Genomic DNA, 19,426 nt, shown 5'->3' with positions numbered 1-19,426 from the left:
ATTTTAGATCGCCTCTTTTTAGAATCAAGCTAATTCAAAAATATGAGTTCCTGCAACAGAACTCCTCTTATCTCTAATTTGATGAACCTATCTAAGATTAATTGACTACCATGTTCACTTCTCAATTTTAAAATACAAACTCATTGGTCAAAATTAATATATTAACATGGCTCATAAAAGAGTGTAATACCTGTTATCTCAAGGTCAAATCCCCCTTTTAATAGCAATTTTACTGTTATCTAATGCTAAGAATAAAAAAAGGTCCTCGTGAAAAGATGTTAAAAACTTGTTTTTACTTTCTGAAAAAATTGTGATTTCTTTGCCATCGGGAAAAAAATAAGCATTTGGAACATCAGGAAAAGGAAAACGTTAAGGTATACACTCGCTATAACTTTTTTAATAAAACATATTGTGTATTCAGAGGAGCTTCGTTACGCGAAATCTCCAGAAGAAAACCAAATTACAGAAGTGAGTCGGGGAGTACCTATTATTATACAAAACACGGGGTATATAGAATGTCTAACCATTGGGGTAGAGCAGCAAAGTGCCAATGGAGACTAGTATCTGATTTTCCTCCAGAAATTGACGACCTGCGATTAGGGTTTGCAGAATGGGGAGATTTTAGAGAAAATCTGGACCCAGATGTGGATGCATACTACATTTCGGTAGACTTTGAAGCGAAAAAGGTGAGCTATATGCATAAGGATAACCCTAATTATGATCAGGTTGCTATATTGCGTTCTGCAGATGCAACCCGAAAACTCATCAAGCAAATCAAAAACCTTCTCGAAACCTACAAGTGGGCAAAATATTATGATTATGATGATCTGGATGAATTTCGTGAAGAGGTAATAACAAGATTGATTAATAGTAATATATCTCTAAATGAATTAAGACGGGAGCTGGTATAATTTATAATTCTTATTATAGCAAACTACAGTTTTAAATATTTGCTATATATTTACTTTACCTGTTGTGCATTTTTATAGTATTGATTTTAAAATACACAACGGGTTTACTTTTTATATTTTCATGGATTTAGAACGTCAATTATTATTTCTCTTTAGTGCACTAGGAGCGTTAAATGGTTTTTTGCTAAGTTTTTATTTTGCTTTCTTTTCTAAGAAAAAGGGACTGTCTAATTATTTCTTGTCGGCACTTTTATTTGTACTAAGTGTACGAATACTAAAATCTGTTTTCCTTTATTTTAACCCAGAATTATCTGAAGTATTTATACAAATAGGACTTGCTGCCTGTGCATTAATAGGTCCCTTTTTATATCTATATACCAAAAATTTAATAGTTGAGCCTAACAGCAATAGTTGGTGGCTTTTTCATGTTATTCCTGTTCTGGTAGTAGTTGTTCTATTAAGTGTTATTTTTCCTTTTTGGGAACATAAAAAATTGTGGTCTGGATTCTTAGTCAAAATCATTTATTTGCAATGGCTGTTGTATATAGTATTTACAGCGATTCATTTAAAACCAGTTTTTAATGCTTTGTTTTCAAAAGAACATAAAATAAAACAAATAGAAATTTGGGTTTTAAGTGTATTTGGTGGAGTATCTATTATCTGGATGGGGTATAATATCGGATCTTATACATCGTATATCGTAGGTGCACTTTCGTTTTCGTTTGTATTTTTCCTTTTCATCTTATTTTGGGTATTGAAAAGAAATAAAACGTCTTTGTTTTTTGAAGAGACCATTAAATATGCAGATAAAAAGATTGATCTTGATGAAGCAAGTGAATTTCAAATCAAATTAGATGATATAATTAAAGAAAAGGAGCTGTTTAAAAATCCAGATCTAAAACTAGCAGATGTTTCTAAACAACTACATGTTTTACCACACTATTTATCTCAGTTTCTAAATGACAACCTAGGCAAAAGCTTCCCTTTGTTTATTAATGAATATAGAATTAAGGAAGCTAAGCAACTTTTGATTAATGAAGATAATTACACTACAGAAGCTGTTGGTTATGAATGTGGATTTAATTCGAAATCAACATTTTATACTACCTTTAAAAAAATAGTAGGTAAAACTCCTGCTGCCTATAAAAAAGAAGTAGCATAACCCGTTGTGCATTTAGAAATTAATACTATGAAAAAGCGTCAATTCGAGTGGTTTTTCGAAATAAAATGAAGAAAAATTGTATCGAGAATAGCTTTTTTAATTCAAAAATCTCAAATACACAACAGGTTAGAGTAGTGCTAATTTATAAATCAGCACTACTGATTTATAATACATGAACCTATATAGGTAATGATTTTTCAAATTTGTTGAAAATTAATTCAACATGAGAAATAGTATAGTACCATTTTTGGTGATTTTTCTTTTTTTAGGATGTTCAGTATCATCAAAAGATAAGATTTTGTTTGTCACTTCTAATCAGCATACCTACGGAAACACAAATCTGAAAACCGCAAATCATTTTGCAGAAATCGTTTTAGCATATGATGTATTTATAAAATCGGGTTATCAGGTTGATTTTGTAAGTCCAGAAGGTGGCGAAATTCCGATAGGGTATATAAATAACTCGAATCCGATTCAAAAAAAATATTTAGACGATGTCAATTTTATGAATTTACTTAAAAATACGTATACCCCTGAAGCCATTAATGCAAAAGACTATAAAGCAGTTTATTATAGTGGTGGTGGGGCAGCCATGTTTGGAGTTCCTGAGAATAAAGCCATACAGGGTATCTCAAGGAAAATTTATGAAAATACAGGAATTGTATCAGCTATTTGCCACGGAACGGCAGGAATTGTAAATTTAAAGCTAACAAATGGAAAATATCTATATGCAGAAAAAGAGGTAAATGGTTTTGCCGATGCTTTTGAAAATAAAAATAAAGCGTATTATAAAACCTTTCCCTTTTCTATTGAAGAAGCCATTACAAAAAATGGTGGAGATTTTACCTATTCTAAAAAGGGATGGGATAATCATTATATAGTTGATGGTAGATTAGTTACGGGACAAGATCCTACAGCTTCGGTATCTGTCGCACAACAAGTTGTAGCAATACTTAAGAAAACAAGCAATAAATAAACTTAAAATAGATAAACAGATGAGAACAACAATTTTTATCCTACTCGTATACTTAAGTACCTCTACATTTACTTATGCTCAAGAATCAGATAAGGTACTTATCAAAAAAACCGTTACGTATTATCTGGATGGAGGCACAAACAACGATTTTGAAACCTTAAAAAAGGCATTCCATAGCAATGCTACGATGAAATTTATTTCTAAAAACGGGTATAAAGAGGTAAATGCTTTAGAATTCTTTAAAAAAGTAATAAAACCCGGGCCGAAACAAAATCGAAAAACAAATGTTGTATCTATAGATGTAACAGGAAACGCAGCACAAGCAAAACTTGAAATTGAATATGAAACATTTTCATTTATTGATTATATGAATTTATTAAAAGTAGATGGAGAGTGGAAAGTAGTCAGCAAAATATTCTATAGAAAACAAAAAAACTAAAAAATGAAATCGTTATTATCTATTGTACTTCTCATATTTGTTTGTAATCAAGTTCTAGGGCAAACCTATATTGGAGATAAAACAGAGATTAAACAACTATTAGAAAATGGTAAAAATTTTTCTAAATATGTGAATACTTCAGATTATAAAATGATCGGTGAATCGTATACTGAAGATGCTAAAATATTTCCTAATAATTTAAAAATTATTGAAGGAACAGAAGGTATATTAGGCTATTGGAGGCTTCCGGAGGGAATACAAATTATTAATCATAAAATTGACCCTATTGAAATTAAAATCATTGGCAATGAAGCATATGATTATGGTACCTATCAAGGCACTACAAAAAAAGCTAACGGAGAAGAAATGACCTGGAAAGGGAAATATGTAATTGTCTGGAAAAAAGTAGGGAAAAACTGGAAAATATATTTAGATATATGGAATTCTATTAAGTGACTTTAATGTTTTGATAATAACAGTTTGTATTTAGTAAAGTTTTATGAGCAATTTGATAATTGAAAATTAATGAACTAATTTGTCATTTATCAAATTATTGGTGCCATCTTTGCAAAATAAATTATATAATAAATTTAATTACATTACAATGAATAAAGGAACAGTAAAATTCTTCAATGACGCTAAAGGTTTTGGATTTATCACTGAAGAAGGTGCTAGCAAAGACCATTTTGTACACATTTCTGGATTAGTAGACGAAATTCGTGAAGGCGATGAAGTAGAATTTGATCTACAAGAAGGTAACAAAGGATTAAACGCGGTAAACGTAAAAGTTATCTAATATATACTTTCAAGTTTAAAAAAGAGCCTGTCACTAGTGACAGGCTCTTTTAGTATCCTTTCGTTTTGCTGATATTGAATTTGTCTTAGTACTATTTTACCTGAATCAAAAGCAAAACGTTATATTCTCAAGTTCTTTCTGCAGATATTTTCTATTAATGCGGATTATCGACAGTCACAACACTACCTCCTGTAGGGTTCCATATATCAATATTGGTAGGTAAAACAAACAAGTTGTTATCACTTAATTGCCCAACACTACTCGCATTATCTACTTTAATAGTTCTAAGTTCTATCTTGTTTTTATCGATCCATAACCACTTAAACTGATTAAATGATCCCGCTGCTCTTGTCCAGTTCTTAGTATCAGAAGCATTACGTAAGGGAGCTCCCCAACATCCTTCTCCAACATAGATAGCTCTTTTTGGATCTGAATCTACTCTCACAAACCCTTCATCACTTCCTGAACCTGTCGAAGGTTTGATTGGCCAGGTACGTTTCACTACGTGAGAATCACTTTCCATCACCAATTGTACAGCATGAGTGTAAAAAGGTTTAGACCATGCTTCATACTGATCATTTTGTTCTGATTTACCAGGCTCATGAGGTCTGGTTGCTCTATGATACTGTGCTACTGCCCATGTGTGATTAGCAGAGTTAGACGTTAAATCATTAGCTAACCAAGTTCCTTGTGTACCTGCTGGGGTTACCTCTGTGTTTAAGGTATAGGTTCTCATCAAACTACCTCCAAAACTCAACGCATAGTATTCTCCTCCAGCTGCGGTAGGAATATCAAAAAGATCTCTGATATCATTCGATTTCTCATGATTACCTCGTGCGGCAACAACAGGAATCATCCTTCCATCAGAACCAATAGTTAATTGCCAGTCCTCAAACCAGTTTTGCCATTGAGAACTCGATGAAGAACTTGTCATATCTCCTCCAAAAAGTACGGCATGTGGTCTAATCTTAGCTACAAGTTTATTAGCATTTTGTCTTGGAGTACGATTGTTTCGAGAATCTCCTCCTGCTACAATTGATAATCGGGTATTAGGATCACTAGGCGCAGTCTTAAACCAGAATCTTTTAGAAACTCCTTCACTATCCTTGATCACAAAATAATAAGCAGTATCTGCTTGAAGCCCTGTTAATCTAGCATAATTATTATTCATTCCTTTACTAGAAACTGTTCTATCTACAGTTTTACTAAGCGGGTATGATCCTGCATTACTACCAAAATCCGTAGTACCATAATGTACCACAGGATTCGTTCCTCGTACCTGATTCCATCCTACAACCATAGTGGTAGATGTATTACCTCTCCAGGTTAATCGATACTTTTCTGTTGAAGTACTGGTAACTGGAGCTTTGGTAAAGGTTGCTGTTACGGCCTTATCAGAATTCATCGTGATGGATGTTGGGTTTGTATTACCTGATAAAGCACCAGACCACCCACTAAAATCCCATCCTGATGCAGGAGTAGCGGTAACGGTAACTGGGGTTCCTGAGTTATAGATTCCTCCTTCACTTACTGTTCCTTGTCCTGTTGTATTGGTTGTTAAGGTATATTGAACGGCATTTGTATTAGTAGTAGTAGCATTAACTACGTTGCTAGCACCAGATATATTACCTGCAGCATCTTTAGCTTTTACAGTAAAGCTATACGTAGTATTGGCTGTAAGACCACTTACACTATAGGTAGTATCTTTTGATGTGCCAATATTTACTTCATCTTGATATACCTCATATTCGGTAACTTCTATATTATCTGTAGAAGCATTCCATCTAAGATCTAATGATACATTAATAATATTAGAAACCGTTAAGTTTGTAGGAACTGTTGGTGCTTGTGTATCGGGGGATATAGTCTCATCGGTATTGCATGAGAGAATTATTATGCCCATGATCAATATTAATAGAGTTTTTAACTTCATAATTAATTAAGTTATGTGTTTACTGTCTGTAACTCTTTTTTTGTAAACTTTAGTATATATACTTGTATAATATACCATTTCCATAGTACTGATCGATGATCTGAATCTAAAGAAATGAACTCGAAGTTTTTTAAGATATAGCAAATAACCAAGTACGTAAATTAGTACAGGCTCTGAGTTAGAAGAGATATAAATGTATTGAAAACCGAGTTGAAGAAGTTCACAAGTTTTAAACAACTAAATACGATAAAAAAACTGCTATTAACCTGAGTTCGACCTAAACTAAAATGTTATAAAAAACATCAATTCGATTTCTATGACAATACCAAACGGTTTTCATAAAAAGATTTGTTTTTTATTAATGCCATTGCGATATGTATTAGTTTGTTTCTAACAGCATTGAGTACACTCATTTTGTTCTTACCTTCTTCTACTTTTCTCAAGTAAAAGTGTTTAAGATCGTTATCCATTCTTACTGCTCTCATAGCTGCCATTTGGAGCACGGATTTAAGTTGCATATCCGCCATTTTTGATACTCTTGGTTTTGTCTTTAGACTTGTTCCACTTTGTTGTTCGAATGGAACAACGCCAGCAAAACAAGCTAGTTTTCTCGGATTAGTCAATCGCACAAAACCATCAGTTTTCACAGCTAAAGTCCAAGCTGTAACTGATCCTATTCCTGGTATAGTTCTGATACGTTCTATGTCCTTTTCCAAAACAGAATCATTAGCTATCTCCTCTTTAATCAATTTTTCTATAGCCGCTATATGTTTATTAATCTGCTCAATTTCTTTTAAATTGATTTTCATTGAGGAACTTATTATTTTAGTCCTTTTAACTGTTTTAAGCTCCTTATTTTGTTGTTTAATAGCCTGTCTAGTTTTTACCTTATGTCTACGTTGGCTCATCAGTATTTTTATATTTTGTACAGCCTCACTTGTGGGCTTCCAGCAATCAAAATCTTGATAGTTCCTTTCAATAAAAGTAGCAATGCGCTTAGCATCAACTTTATCATTCTTACCACGAACTAAACCGATGCTTCGTTTAATGTGCTTAGGATCGATCACATAAACATTAAATGAATAATCCTTCAAAACTTCATATAAATTATAATTATAAAGACCAGTATTTTCCATTGCAATAAAGATCTCAGCATCTAAAGTAGTTATCTGCTTAAAGAGTTTTTTAATCGCTTTGATTTTATTTTCAATCTTAAAGAATGCTTCTGATTTCTGATCAACTAAACAAATATCTAATGTTTTTTTACTAATGTCAATTCCTAAATAAATACTTTTCATAATTTTACCTCTCTGAATGAAAAGAGCATTTTCATCATAACTCGACTCCTTGATAATGGGCTTAAAATCCCGAATTTCTATTAGAGATTGTTGATGAAAGAAAGAACTTAAGTCTAAATCGAACTATGAAGTTTACCCTTCTGAGTGTTATTAGTGTACTTAAGTTCTGCTCTTTTTTATTTCAATAAATATAATTATGCAAGTCTAAAGGAGTGGTTTTTTGTAATGTAATGGAGGAAAATTGTATCGAGAACCCATCATATTATCGTTTTCAAATGCATCTCGATACACGCTCGTTCCTCACGCACTCGATGTGACGTAGCGTGTTAACCCGTCTGTTCGAGTGGTTTTTCGCAATGTAATGGAGAAAAACTGTATCGAGAACCTTTCGAGAACTCGTTTTCAAATGCATCTCGATACACGCTCGTTCCTCACGTACTCGATGTGACGTAGCGTTTGTATTGTGTAGTAGCGTGTTAGCCCGTCAGTTCGGTTTTTCAGAATGACCTCTCGACTACGCTCGAGGTGACGTGGAGAAAAACTGTATCGAGAATAGCTTTTTTAGATAGAAAATCATTATTCTCGATACAATCTTCCAGCCTGTACTGAGCTATGTCGAAGTATCAGACCAAATCGAACTTAGGTTATTACCATCATAGTGATTCTTTTATGTAGGAATCAAGCCTGTTTTTTAATTAACTTAGTATCCTTAAGTTACCTATACAATGGAATGTGCCACTATACATTATGATAAAAGACACTTTTTTCCAATGCATTTGCATCCGGATCGCTATACATTTTGCTATATCATAAATGGAAGTGCAAATCTTATATGTAAAGATGCTATGTTTACTCTAAAATCGGGGGATTTGGTGGTGATTCCTCCTTATATTGCACATCAGACATTAATAGAAAATTTCTTTCATTACAAGGTGATTAGGGTTCCGAAATTGTATTCTTTTAACAATAGTTCTAGCAATCGATTAGGCTTAACAATAATACAGAATTGTTATTCTTATAAAAACCATTTTGATACTTGGTTCGAATCGATTATGACAAATAATAAGAATTTTGATGCCAGAGATAGTGAAGAAACTAAAGTTCCGGATATATTTAAACACTTTTTGGTTAGTAATAGCACGAATTCAACGAAGTCAAAACTCATTATAAAAAAGGCATTGGTGCATTTTAAAAATCATTATAACCGATCCATACTTGTCGAAGAGTTATTAGATATAACCTGTTTAAGTGATAGCCATTTTCAACGTCTTTTTAAAACTAATATAGGAATTTCGCCTATTCGCTACCTTCAAAATCTACGAATTGAAAAAGCTAAAGAGTACATAAAAACTAAAGACAGTTTTACCGATATTGCATATGATACGGGTTTTTTTGATCAAAGTCATTTTAATAAATACTTCAAAATGAATGTAGGCATGATTCCAAAAAAATATGCCGATTTGGTTAAAAATGATTGAATTTTACAATTTTAGGATTTACAATTGATCGAACTTGCTATCAAAAGTAAAACCTTATGCAAGATTTAAATGCTAAAGAAGTAGAAGAGGCCCAGGAAGCACTAATACGGTACTGTGGTGAGTTTTCACCTTTTATTGTCGAAAAGGCTTTTGGAAGCTATATCTATACTAAGGATGGAGATGCGATTCTGGATTTTACCTCTGGTCAAATGTGCTCTGTATTTGGACATAATCACCCTAAATTTGTTGAAATATTAGAAAAATCAGGAGACAAAGCTATTCATTTATTAAGCTCTATCTTGTCTCCTCCGGTTATTGATCTTGCCAAAAAATTAACAAGTAAATTACCCGATAGTCTATCTAAATGTATATTTCTAAACACCGGATCCGAGTCGAACGAGGTAGCTATACGAATGGCAAAATTAGTTACCGGTGGTTTTGAAATCATTGGATTTTCCGGATCCTGGCATGGTATGACGGCGGGAGCGCAATCCTATACCTATTCAAAAACAAGAAAGGGATATGGACCTGCTATGTCGGGTAGTTTGATGATACCAGCACCTTATGAATATCGTTGCCCAATTGCACATTGTAAAGGGAGTTGTGATCATACTTGCCTGGAGGTTGGTATGAAAATGGCTGATCAGCAATCGGTTGGTGAATATGCAGCATTAATAGCCGAACCGTTGTTGAGCGCCGCAGGTATGATTGAATTGAAACCCAGTTATGTTAAAAGGTTAAAAGAATTATGTGATGAACGTGGGTTATTGCTAATATTTGATGAAGCTCAAACTGCATTAGGGCGGCTGGGGACAACTTTTGCTTTTGAACAATATGATGTGGTTCCTGATTTCTTAACCTTATCAAAAACACTAGGAGGGGGGCTTCCTTTGGCAGCTATGGTTACCACAGCAGAAATAGAGGAAGAATGCCATAACAGAGGGTTTATTTATGTAACCTCTCATGTATCTGATCCTTTTTGTGCATCTTTTGGCTTAGCTGCTTTTGACATACTTGATGAACAAAAATTAGCCGAAAGCGCATTGGAAAAAGGAAAATACTTAAAAGAACAATTGCTACAATTACATGAGAAATATGAATGTATAGGAGATGTAAGAGGAAATGGACTTTTATTAGGAGTTGAAATTGTGAAAGATAGGGAAACGAAGATACCAGACGATGATTTGGGTCAAAAAATTTGCAGTAGATGCCTTGAGTTAGGTTTAAATATGAATATAGTTAGAATGAAAGGTTACGGAAGCGTTTTTAGAATTGCTCCGCCATTAACCATAAGTATCGAAGAAATAGATTTAGGAATTGCGATCTTAGATGAAGCAATACAGGATTGTATTCAATAAAAAAGCTACTTATAGCATATTGACTTAAAAATAGGTATTTTTACGTATTGTTAGCTATATAAATTTATCTTAAGTTTAATCACTTCTAAATATTATAATCGTCATTTTTTAATTCCCCAAATCAACTTTATTGATAATAAGTAGTTGGTTTAGATTTCTTATTAATGTATTTTTTTTATTAAAATTATACTGTAAAATTCTGGAATTATGAGTGACAACAATACTAGTACCGAAAGTAGCTTTCTCCCTTTTGAAAATATAGGTTTATGTTTTAGCGGTGGTGGTTATCGAGCAACATTCTATTCTTTGGGAATAATCTCGTATCTAAATGAGGTCAAATTTAAAGGGAAGCCTCTGTTAGAATGTGTAGAAGCTCTAAGCTCTGTTAGTGGCGGAACCCTTTTAGCAGTAGCTTATGCCAAATCAGCACAAGATACGAAACACAGTTTTACAGAATTTTTTACAGAATTTTACCAAGCCTTTGAACCTGATAATGATAAATTATTAGATACGGCAATTAAGAAACTGGAAGATGATACGGTCTGGAAAAACAATTCATATAAGACACGTTCGTTGATTAATGCATTTGCATTGACTTATTCAGAAATGGAAGTTTTTAAAGGGGATTTTTCTATGTTTGAGAACCCAATATCAGCACATTTAAGACAAGTATGTTATAATGCTACAGATTTTTCATTTGGACTCACGTATAGATTTCAAAACACAGGGGTTTTTGGTAACTCACCACTTTCGAATTCATCTGTAGAAAAACTTAAATTTGAAGTGCAATTGGGAGATATTATTGCTTCATCTTCTTGCTTCCCTTTAGGGTTTGAACCGTTACAATTTCCAGATGATTATTTTAAAGATCATAATTCTACAGATTACAAAGCATTGAAAAGCCTTGACAGATTCATTGATGGAGTAGGAATCATGGATGGAGGCATTGCAGACAATCAAGGTATTGCTAGTATGATTCGAATTAATGAGAGAATGAAAGATGAACTCAATCTTATCATCGTAAATGATGTTGGAAGTTTTAAGATGGTACCTTGGCATCAGGACAATAGTTTTGAGAAAAAAGGAGTTTCTATAAAACAATTTGTAGCGAAAGCCTTAGCATATTTCAGGATTAAACCATTGTATTGGATACTTCTTTTATTAGGAGTAATTATGGTTGTTTTAAATTCAATGAAAATTTTCAACAATTGTGATGATTGTGGCTGGCCTGCAATTTATATCATTGGCAGCATATTAATTGGTATTGGTTTAACGCTAACTATATTGGGTGGATTTGCCTCGGTTGTACTGAAATTTTTTAAAACTAAGATGGCATCTCTTTTTAAAAAAAATGTGCCAGAACCACTTGTAGACGACATCCTGAGTTTTAAAAAATTAGATATTGGATTGGCACAACAGATGCTTACGAATCGACTAACATCTGCAGTAAAAATGATCAATGACGTCTTCTTAAAGCAAATGCGCAGACTTAATTATGATTTATTTTATTCTAAATATTCACTTCAAAACAAACGTATAACTACTACAGTGTACAAGCTAAATGGTAAAAAGACACCTTATTCTGGTGATAAACCAAATTATAATAAGGATATTAAACCTGCACCCAGCAAATTGTTAATGAGTGTTGGATTAACAGCATCCGAAACACCAACAACATTATGGTGGGATAAAAAGGATATTGCCAAAAATAGAATGGATACACTAATCGCTTGTGGCCAATTTACGCTCTGTTATGAACTTATGGAGTATATCCTGGAACTCAAAAAATCAGAAGATGATTTAAAAATTGATTTCACCGAAATTGATTTGTTGTATAAAGAACTAAAGGATGATTGGAAAGCTTTCAATAAAAACCCATTTTTCGTACTAGAGGAATTAAAAAAATAAGTTTTCAGAATACTGGTTAGAGGTTGTTCTTCTGTTTATTATAGGGATGAATAGCCTTATTGAACGTAATCAAATGAGCAAGAGGAAGTGTAATGCATGAGAATGGTTTATTTTGATCACGAATTATTTGAAAAACTAGACATATTATCCTTGTAACTGTTCCCTATCGGAATTTCAATTTCACCAATTTCTACATCATTTTTGGTGTAAGCCGTAATTTTTTCCTGATTCACAATATATGAACGATGAATACGAACAAATCGGGAATCGATGCGTTTTTCAAAGTTAGAGATACTCTCTTTTATAACCAGAGTTTTATTTTCTATATGAATTTTAATATAATCCTTTAAGCTTTCAATATATAAAACATCATCAAAAAGTACTTTTATTTGTTTTTTTGCTTTATTTACAAAAACAAAATCTATTTTCTTATGTGTAGTATTTTCTGGAGAGTCATATGATATAGACTTTTTTTCCTGTTCTAAAAACTTCTGGATAGCTAAGAAAAAACGTTCAAAAAATATGGGCTTCAACAAATAATCTACAGCATTTAACTCAAACCCGTCTACTGCATAATCACGATACGCAGTAGTAAAAATTACTTGAGGTTTATACACAAGGTTTTTAAAAAAATCGGTTCCTTTTAATACTGGCATTTCAATATCTAAGAAAAGTAAATCAATTTTTGTAGTACTTAATATCGAACTGGCTTCAATAGCACTAGAGCAGGAAGCAATCAATTCAAAATCAGGAAGTTTATGTAGATAGGTTTCAATTAATTCTCTAGCTAAAGGTTCATCATCTACAACTAAACAGGTATAGCTCATATAATATCTAATTTTAGATTAGCAGAAAATGAATTTGATTTGTTTTCAATAATCAAATCATATGCTTTTGGATACAATAATTCTAGCTGTTTTTTTATGTTTTTAAGACCTATAGAGTCTTTATTTATAGAAATACCAATTCCTGTAGGTTTGCTATTTTTTACATTAAAAACTAACTGCTCTCCCTTTTTAGAGATATTAATTTCGATACTAGCTTGATTTATTTCTTCTTTAACACCGTGCTTAAATGCATTTTCGATAAATGTGAGCAATAATAAAGGAGCAATTTTTTCCTGTCCCGTTACATTCTTACTAAAAGAGATTTTTACTCTATCCGCATAACGGATTTTTTCTAAAGATAAATAGTTCTCGATTAAATCAATTTCTTTATCTAATGATACATAATTTTCATTACAGCGATATAAGATATAATCCAGGATATTAGAAAGTTTTTGAATTACTTTGGTGGTATCATCAGACTTTTTTAAAGCTAATGCGTGTAAATTATTTAATGTATTAAATAAAAAGTGAGGGTTTAATTGATTTTTTAGAGCAGCAAGTTCTGTTGTTTTTTTCTGCTCATTTAATTTCAATAAGCGTTGCTTTTCTGTATAAAGTTTTAATACCAGGATTAAGAATGTTGGATATAGTAAATACAGTGATTTTGATATAAACTCGCCTATGTTTGTGAATCTACCCAATAGAGAAGTGTCAGTAAAACGTTTTATATAATTTACATAAGTTGTAGGAAAGGTAGGTTCAAAATAATGCATATATGTTAAGGTACAAATAAGGTAAAAAGTAAGCAACGTTATTATGATCGATATCCAAAAAATCAAAACTTTACCCTTATTTAAAAGATGTAGAATTAAAAATTCTATAATCACATATGACATAGCAATTTGTAGTATAGCCCTTATACCATAAGTGATTAGTAATTCTTCGGTTGTAGAATAATACCAACTAGAGGCTGAAGCGGAAAAGACAAAAATCAAAAGTCCAAATATAAGATACTTAAATCTTGAAGCTTCCAGAAAGCTTTGGATTTTATATAACATGCTGTTTTCTATTTCTATTCATTGTAAAGGTACAAATTTAAAGAACCCAAGTTTACATAGCGTACCAAACTACCAGTTTGTGATGTCGAAAATCTATTTTCCGAAGACAAAACCATATATAGACAGTAACCAAATCTATAACATCACTTATACCTCTTCTGTCTGTTTTTTTTAATACGGGTTTACTCTTCTTATAATTTGGCACTCAAACAATAATTTTTTTGAGAATGAACTTTATGAAAACAATCTTATCTATTCTTATGGAAGATATTAAAAGAATGCATTTATCTATATTCCTTTTCCTTATTTCGATTGGTGTTTTTGGACAATCGGGTACAATTACAGGAGAAATATTAGATCAAAACACACAAGAGTCAATACCCTATGTGAATGTAATTGTAAAATCTGGAGAAAAGATCACTACTGGTGGGATTACAAATGATAAAGGCGTATTTGTTGTAGACAAAATCCCTTATGGGAATTATAATTTTGAAGTTCAGTTTATTGGATATAAAACAGTTACAAAGAGTATTGTTATTGCTCAATCAAAAAGCAAAATCAATCTAGGGACTATTTTGATTGAAGAAGAAGCTGTTGCTCTTGAAGGAGTCGAAATTACTACCGAACGTTCGACTATTGAACAAAAAATAGATAGAAAGGTAATTAATGTAGGAAAAGATTTAACTACTGCAGGTGCTTCGGCCAGTGATATTATGAGTAATATTCCTTCGGTAAGTGTTAATCAGGATGGTGAAATTTCGCTTCGCGGAAATGAAAATGTTCGTATCCTGGTGGATGGAAAACCAACCAATATTAGTGCTACTGATCTATTACAACAAATACCATCTACATCAATTAAAACCATAGAATTGATCACCAATCCTTCATCAAAATACAATCCTGAAGGCATGAGTGGAATTATTAATATCATCCTAAAAAAGAGTACCCGATTGGGTTTCAATGGATCCATAAGTTCTGGAGTAACTTTTGGAGAAAAAGCACGATTCAACAATTCATTAAGTCTGAATTATAGAACAGGAAAAACTAATTTCTATGGTAGTTATGGCAATCGTTTTGGGGAGCAAGTAACAGATGGTACGGTCACTAGAACCGTAGAGCAAACGAATCAATTAACCAAAAATTATAATGGTCGTACGTCACATCTATTTAAAGTAGGTGTCGATTATTACATCAATGAGAGAAACACATTTTCTGTGTATACCAATCAAAATTTGTTTAATGCAGATATTGAAGGTAAAAAAACACTTACTTTTTTTAATGATACTCCTTCAAACTTCACACAATTTGATGCCATAACAAAAGACAATATAAATGCTACTTATAATGTTGATTTTCTGCATTCGTTTGTAAAAGATGGACATACAATTGAACTCGAATTAGACTATAATACGCTAGAAAGTGATATTGCGAATGATTTTAAATTTACAGGAAATACACCTGTAAACAATTATGATGAAGTTGTAGATGATAAACGAACAAATACTACAATAAACCTGGATTATGTTAATCCGTTAACCGATAAATCAACCTTAGAAATTGGAGTAGAAACACGTTTACGACGTACAGATAACTCTTATAAAACAAGTCGTATTGATTTTATGAATTCGAACTTTTCTTATGATAGAGACATTTATTCATTTTATACAACTTTTGGTCAGAATTTTAATAAATGGCAATATAATATCGGAGTTCGATTAGAAGATTATAATGTGACTACTCAGTTTAATGAAATAGGGGAGGTTCAGGAGAATTTTGAAGACCATCTTTTTAATGTATTCCCTTCTGGGTTTTTAAAATACACACCCGATGAAGAACAAAAAAATTCATATCAATTAAGTCTTAGCAGGCGAATAGATAGGCCATCACTAAACCAAATTAATCCTATTCGACAGATTAGTACTCCTCAAATTGTTATCGTTGGTAACCCAAACTTAACTCCGCAGTTTACCAATTCTATTGAGCTTAATTACAATAGAAAAATAAACAAAGGAAATATAACGTTTGGTGGCTTTTATAGAAAAATTAAAGACGAAATTAATAGAATAGGCTATTTTGATCAAAACAATCCAGCACTACTCATTCTTGATTATGCAAATTTTGATAGTAATGATGCCTATGGAATCGAATTTTCGGCAAGTTACCGACCAACAAAATGGTGGAATTTCAATTCGAGCTTTGACGTGTATACCAGAACACAAAAAGGTGTCATTGACGGTCAAAACGTAAAGGTCAATAATACTTTATTAAACGCAAAGCTGAATAATAGTTTTAAAGCTACTAAAAACTTAACATTTCAGGTCTTTACTTTTTATAGTGGTCCACAAAAAATATTACAATATGAATTAAAAGAAAACATCTTTGTAAATGCTGGCGCACGTTACAATTTTGCCAAAGGAAAAGGAACCTTTAGTGTTAATTTTAATGACATTTTTAGAACACAACGATTTGCTTTTGAAGCCTATAGAACGATTATTCAAGAAGGTGAATTTAAAAGAGATAGTCAATCTGTTTATTTTGGACTTTCATACCGTTTTGGTGGAGGAAAAAACAAAAGACTAAAACGAAAAAACCGTGACAAAAATGAAAAAACCGATAAATTCTTATAAAAACTACAAGATTATGAAATTGAAAATACGCATGATATGCATAGCCTGCATACTAGTTAACATGACCTTTGCTCAAAATGTTAAGCTATCAAATAGTGATTCTGCTAAAGCCTTAATAGAAAAAATGGTCTCTAAAACAGGGAATTACGAATTATTGAAAAAGCTGAAAGATGTTGAGTTTACATATGATTTTTATAATCCAGAGACTAAAAAAAGTGATATCTCTATAGAGCGTTATATTTTTAGTGGAGAAGTGTCGTGGGGGCAATACAAAGCCCATAAGCTACTTGTATTACCTAAGGAAGAAGGAATAGTCACTCAATATTATGAAAGTGATGGTGATTCATGGTTGTCATTGAACAATAATAGATTAACGGATCAAAGAATAGTATCAAGTTCTATTTTTTTGCGTAAAGCCAACTATTATTGGTTTACCATGATGCCTAAGCTATTAGATGCAGGTGTTATATATAAAAAACTTCAGAATAGGACGTATAATAAGATTGATTACAACATAGTAAAAATAGGTTTTGAAAAAGGAGTCGGTGAAGTTCAAGATGATTTTATCCTATACATTAATCCAACTACTTTTCTTGTAGATCGATTTTTGTTTACAGTAAAAGGAAGTGGATTAGGGATATTAATGATGGAAATAAAATATGAAACCGTTAATGGATATACTTTTATGGCAAAACGAAAAGTGATTCCAGCAGATTGGGATGGTAATCTTAAAGATAAAGTACTCTATGAACAAATCACCAAAAATGTCAAATTCAATAACGGATTTAAAAAGGAATTGCTCGCAAAGTAAAAGTTTAATGTAGGTAATGATAAATACAATTTGTATTGAAGCAGTAGCGTCACATAGACTGTATATGTTCAGTGAATTAGCCAATTCTACCTATAGAAACCCATCACCAAAGTGATGGGTTTTTTAAATTGTGATGATTTGTGAAATGATTCATAAAGTTTAATTAACGTGATTGATTACCGCATAAAAAAACCTTAATTTTAAATGAATTTCTATTTAAAAAATATTCTTAAAACCTAAAATTTTAAATTATGAAAAAAGCACTTTTAAATGTAACCGGATCTAAAGAATTATCTAAAAATGAGCAAAAAAATATTGACGGAGGCGCAGGTCTAAGTAGTCCATGTGGTGGAGATGGCTCTTTTATATATGTAGATGGTGTTAAGGTATGTTGTTACATACCATCGAGTGGTTTATATCTATGCTAAGCCGTTCTTTATGAGATTAAAATTCTAATTAATTTATTTTAGAATACTTAAAGAGATCATCTATATAGATGATCTCTTTTTTTGCTTATCTGAATTCTGTTTAAGGTATTCAAAACATAATTTAGTCTGACAGAATTATCATTTCGACAGTTTTTAAGGTGACTTTAGTATTACTTCGTACTGTAATTCTAAAAAACCATGTTATGCTTAAAAAATATCCGATTTTGAAATGGACTCTAATTGTCTTTGGCAGTATAATTATCTTACTTTTTGTTTTTGGTTGGTGGTTTATAAGTTTACTACCCATAGAGGAAATGAGTATAGATGTATCTGCCACACAAACATCTGATTTGCCATATTTATCTGAAGATATCCAACCCGCACGAGGAAAAATCTTAGCTATAGTGACAAGCGCAGCTATTATGGGAAGCACCGATAAAAGTACTGGTTATGAATTAACCGAATTGTCACGTGCCTATTACGTTTTCGTGGCGAATGGGTTTGAAGTTGATATTGCTAGTCCATTAGGAGGAGAACCCCCAGTTGTGATTGATGATGATGACATGGGAAAATACGATTATGCGTTTTTAAATGATAGCATTGCCCAGTATAAAGTAAAACATAGTATTCCTGTAAAAGATATCAACCCAGAAAGATATGAGGCTGTTTTTTTTGCAGGAGGAAAAGGAGCAATGTTTGATTTCCCCGAGAATAAAGACATTCAATATATTGTACGTCACTTATATCAATCAAATAAGGTAGTTGGCGCAGTATGCCACGGACCTGCAGCTTTGGTAAATGTAACTTTAGACACTGGCCGATCTTTGCTAGAAAACAAAAAGGTAAGTAGCTTTACTAATGATGAAGAATTATTACTTATTCCTGATGCTGAGACTATATTTCCTTTCTTTTTGCAAGACAAATTAGTGGAGCAAGGAGCACGTTTTAATGAAGGAGCTATGTATTTAGAGAATATTAGTCGTGATAAAAACTTAGTGACAGGGCAAAACCCGTGGTCAACATGGGAATTAGCTGAAACCATGATTGTAGCACTAGGATATACTCCTAAATATAGAAAAATCACAGCAGAAGAAAATGCGATGAAGGTATTAATTGCATATGAAACTGGTGGGACTAAGAAAGCCAAAGCACTAATTAAACAAATATCGGCTGTTGAGAAGAAACCTTTGGCCAGAGAATTTATAGCGTCGCATAGTGTTATTGCAGTCATGAGAGGCAATATTGGACGATTTTTTAGCCTTGTTAATCTAACATCATATGCAAAAAGTCAATCTAAGAATATATAGAAGTTTATAAGGTAAGCAGTATTTATGTGATATTGAAAGTACAAACCTAATACTAGGTTTGTACTTTTTTTGAATTTTAAATATCCCTACATTTGAAAAAAATAGTGTA

General features: G+C 32.2%; 17 protein-coding genes. 13 read left to right on the top strand and 4 right to left on the bottom strand.

The features are described from left to right. The first annotated feature begins 344 nt into the window (after positions 1–344). The 6 genes from ATE84_RS17045 to ATE84_RS17020 all read left to right on the top strand — a co-directional run bounded on the left by ATE84_RS17045 (position 345) and on the right by ATE84_RS17020 (position 4,284). Positions 345–911, top strand: coding sequence for a hypothetical protein (locus ATE84_RS17045; RefSeq protein ID WP_233195833.1), 567 nt, complete (start codon positions 345–347; stop codon positions 909–911). Between the two features lie 121 nt (positions 912–1,032). Then, entirely contained in the window at positions 1,033–2,073 is a 1,041-nt protein-coding gene (locus ATE84_RS17040; protein WP_101449106.1) for an AraC family transcriptional regulator, read from the top strand. A gap of 223 nt (positions 2,074–2,296) precedes the next feature. Continuing rightward, complete coding sequence (locus ATE84_RS17035; RefSeq protein WP_101449105.1) at positions 2,297–3,049, top strand: type 1 glutamine amidotransferase domain-containing protein; 753 nt, start codon at positions 2,297–2,299, stop codon at positions 3,047–3,049. A 19-nt stretch (positions 3,050–3,068) separates the two neighbouring features. Next, positions 3,069–3,488, top strand: coding sequence for a nuclear transport factor 2 family protein (locus ATE84_RS17030; RefSeq protein WP_101449104.1), 420 nt, complete (start codon positions 3,069–3,071; stop codon positions 3,486–3,488). 3 nt (positions 3,489–3,491) lie between these two features. After that, positions 3,492–3,944, top strand: a complete 453-nt coding sequence (locus tag ATE84_RS17025; RefSeq protein WP_101449103.1) for a DUF4440 domain-containing protein — start codon at positions 3,492–3,494, stop codon at positions 3,942–3,944. 148 nt (positions 3,945–4,092) lie between these two features. Next, positions 4,093–4,284: a cold-shock protein gene (locus ATE84_RS17020; RefSeq protein WP_101449102.1), complete on the top strand. Its 192-nt coding sequence runs from the start codon at positions 4,093–4,095 to the stop codon at positions 4,282–4,284. Positions 4,285–4,438: 154 nt separating this feature from the next. Here the strand turns inward: ATE84_RS17020 and ATE84_RS17015 are convergent, their stop codons facing one another. Together ATE84_RS17015 and ATE84_RS17010 are read right to left on the bottom strand one after the other, a co-directional pair. Next, entirely contained in the window at positions 4,439–6,187 is a 1,749-nt protein-coding gene (locus ATE84_RS17015; protein WP_158237278.1) for a fibronectin type III domain-containing protein, read from the bottom strand. A 344-nt stretch (positions 6,188–6,531) separates the two neighbouring features. Then, positions 6,532–7,515 (bottom strand): IS110 family transposase, encoded by a 984-nt coding sequence (locus tag ATE84_RS17010; protein ID WP_101445330.1) that lies wholly within the window; start codon positions 7,513–7,515, stop codon positions 6,532–6,534. Positions 7,516–8,240: 725 nt separating this feature from the next. On the opposite strand from ATE84_RS17010, the gene ATE84_RS17005 reads away from it, so the two are divergent. From ATE84_RS17005 to ATE84_RS16995, 3 genes are all read left to right on the top strand, one after another. Then, positions 8,241–8,993 carry an AraC family transcriptional regulator gene (locus ATE84_RS17005; protein ID WP_101449100.1) on the top strand — a complete coding sequence of 251 codons (753 nt, stop codon included), beginning with the start codon at positions 8,241–8,243 and terminating at the stop codon, positions 8,991–8,993. Positions 8,994–9,049: 56 nt separating this feature from the next. Continuing rightward, positions 9,050–10,351, top strand: coding sequence for an aspartate aminotransferase family protein (locus tag ATE84_RS17000; protein WP_101449099.1), 1,302 nt, complete (start codon positions 9,050–9,052; stop codon positions 10,349–10,351). A 207-nt stretch (positions 10,352–10,558) separates the two neighbouring features. Beyond that, positions 10,559–12,259, top strand: a complete 1,701-nt coding sequence (locus tag ATE84_RS16995; protein ID WP_101449098.1) for a patatin-like phospholipase family protein — start codon at positions 10,559–10,561, stop codon at positions 12,257–12,259. A 116-nt stretch (positions 12,260–12,375) separates the two neighbouring features. Here the strand turns inward: ATE84_RS16995 and ATE84_RS16990 are convergent, their stop codons facing one another. Next, complete coding sequence (locus ATE84_RS16990; protein WP_101449097.1) at positions 12,376–13,086, bottom strand: LytTR family DNA-binding domain-containing protein; 711 nt, start codon at positions 13,084–13,086, stop codon at positions 12,376–12,378. Further along, on the bottom strand, positions 13,083–14,144 hold the full coding sequence (locus ATE84_RS16985) for a sensor histidine kinase (RefSeq protein ID WP_101449096.1): 1,062 nt from the start codon (positions 14,142–14,144) through the stop codon (positions 13,083–13,085). The genes ATE84_RS16990 and ATE84_RS16985 overlap by 4 nt, the downstream gene beginning before the upstream one ends. A gap of 236 nt (positions 14,145–14,380) precedes the next feature. Between ATE84_RS16985 and ATE84_RS16980 the strand changes: the two genes are divergently transcribed. The 4 genes from ATE84_RS16980 to ATE84_RS16970 all read left to right on the top strand — a co-directional run bounded on the left by ATE84_RS16980 (position 14,381) and on the right by ATE84_RS16970 (position 19,317). Continuing rightward, entirely contained in the window at positions 14,381–16,771 is a 2,391-nt protein-coding gene (locus ATE84_RS16980) for a TonB-dependent receptor domain-containing protein (RefSeq protein ID WP_101449095.1), read from the top strand. 13 nt (positions 16,772–16,784) lie between these two features. Beyond that, complete coding sequence (locus tag ATE84_RS16975; protein WP_143273660.1) at positions 16,785–17,582, top strand: DUF6503 family protein; 798 nt, start codon at positions 16,785–16,787, stop codon at positions 17,580–17,582. Positions 17,583–17,833: 251 nt separating this feature from the next. Beyond that, the gene (locus tag ATE84_RS26265; RefSeq protein WP_158237277.1) at positions 17,834–18,010 is read left to right on the top strand and encodes a hypothetical protein; all 177 of its coding nucleotides are present in this window, start codon (positions 17,834–17,836) and stop codon (positions 18,008–18,010) included. A gap of 203 nt (positions 18,011–18,213) precedes the next feature. Further along, a complete protein-coding gene (locus tag ATE84_RS16970; RefSeq protein ID WP_101449093.1) occupies positions 18,214–19,317 on the top strand; it encodes a type 1 glutamine amidotransferase domain-containing protein in 1,104 nt (367 codons plus the stop codon). Positions 19,318–19,426: the final 109 nt, after the last annotated feature.

Source organism: Aquimarina sp. MAR_2010_214 (assembly GCF_002846555.1).
In the GTDB taxonomy this organism is placed as follows: Bacteria; Bacteroidota; Bacteroidia; order Flavobacteriales; family Flavobacteriaceae; genus Aquimarina.
Note: the sequence above shows the minus strand (reverse complement) of the source record. Positions and strands in the feature narration are given on the sequence as shown.

Excerpts from the sequence above, each read along its gene's own strand:
- ATE84_RS17040 (WP_101449106.1), top strand. The coding sequence starts at position 1,033 with ATGGATTTAGAACGTCAATTATTATTTCTCTTTAGTGCACTAGGAGCG.
- ATE84_RS17035 (WP_101449105.1), top strand. The coding sequence starts at position 2,297 with ATGAGAAATAGTATAGTACCATTTTTGGTGATTTTTCTTTTTTTAGGA.
- ATE84_RS17030 (WP_101449104.1), top strand. The coding sequence starts at position 3,069 with ATGAGAACAACAATTTTTATCCTACTCGTATACTTAAGTACCTCTACA.
- ATE84_RS17025 (WP_101449103.1), top strand. The coding sequence starts at position 3,492 with ATGAAATCGTTATTATCTATTGTACTTCTCATATTTGTTTGTAATCAA.
- ATE84_RS17020 (WP_101449102.1), top strand. The coding sequence starts at position 4,093 with ATGAATAAAGGAACAGTAAAATTCTTCAATGACGCTAAAGGTTTTGGA.
- ATE84_RS17015 (WP_158237278.1), bottom strand. The coding sequence starts at position 6,187 with ATGGGCATAATAATTCTCTCATGCAATACCGATGAGACTATATCCCCC.
- ATE84_RS17010 (WP_101445330.1), bottom strand. The coding sequence starts at position 7,515 with ATGAAAAGTATTTATTTAGGAATTGACATTAGTAAAAAAACATTAGAT.
- ATE84_RS17005 (WP_101449100.1), top strand. The coding sequence starts at position 8,241 with ATGGAATGTGCCACTATACATTATGATAAAAGACACTTTTTTCCAATG.
- ATE84_RS17000 (WP_101449099.1), top strand. The coding sequence starts at position 9,050 with ATGCAAGATTTAAATGCTAAAGAAGTAGAAGAGGCCCAGGAAGCACTA.
- ATE84_RS16995 (WP_101449098.1), top strand. The coding sequence starts at position 10,559 with ATGAGTGACAACAATACTAGTACCGAAAGTAGCTTTCTCCCTTTTGAA.
- ATE84_RS16990 (WP_101449097.1), bottom strand. The coding sequence starts at position 13,086 with ATGAGCTATACCTGTTTAGTTGTAGATGATGAACCTTTAGCTAGAGAA.
- ATE84_RS16985 (WP_101449096.1), bottom strand. The coding sequence starts at position 14,144 with ATGTTATATAAAATCCAAAGCTTTCTGGAAGCTTCAAGATTTAAGTAT.
- ATE84_RS16980 (WP_101449095.1), top strand. The coding sequence starts at position 14,381 with ATGAAAACAATCTTATCTATTCTTATGGAAGATATTAAAAGAATGCAT.
- ATE84_RS16975 (WP_143273660.1), top strand. The coding sequence starts at position 16,785 with ATGAAATTGAAAATACGCATGATATGCATAGCCTGCATACTAGTTAAC.
- ATE84_RS26265 (WP_158237277.1), top strand. The coding sequence starts at position 17,834 with ATGAAAAAAGCACTTTTAAATGTAACCGGATCTAAAGAATTATCTAAA.
- ATE84_RS16970 (WP_101449093.1), top strand. The coding sequence starts at position 18,214 with ATGCTTAAAAAATATCCGATTTTGAAATGGACTCTAATTGTCTTTGGC.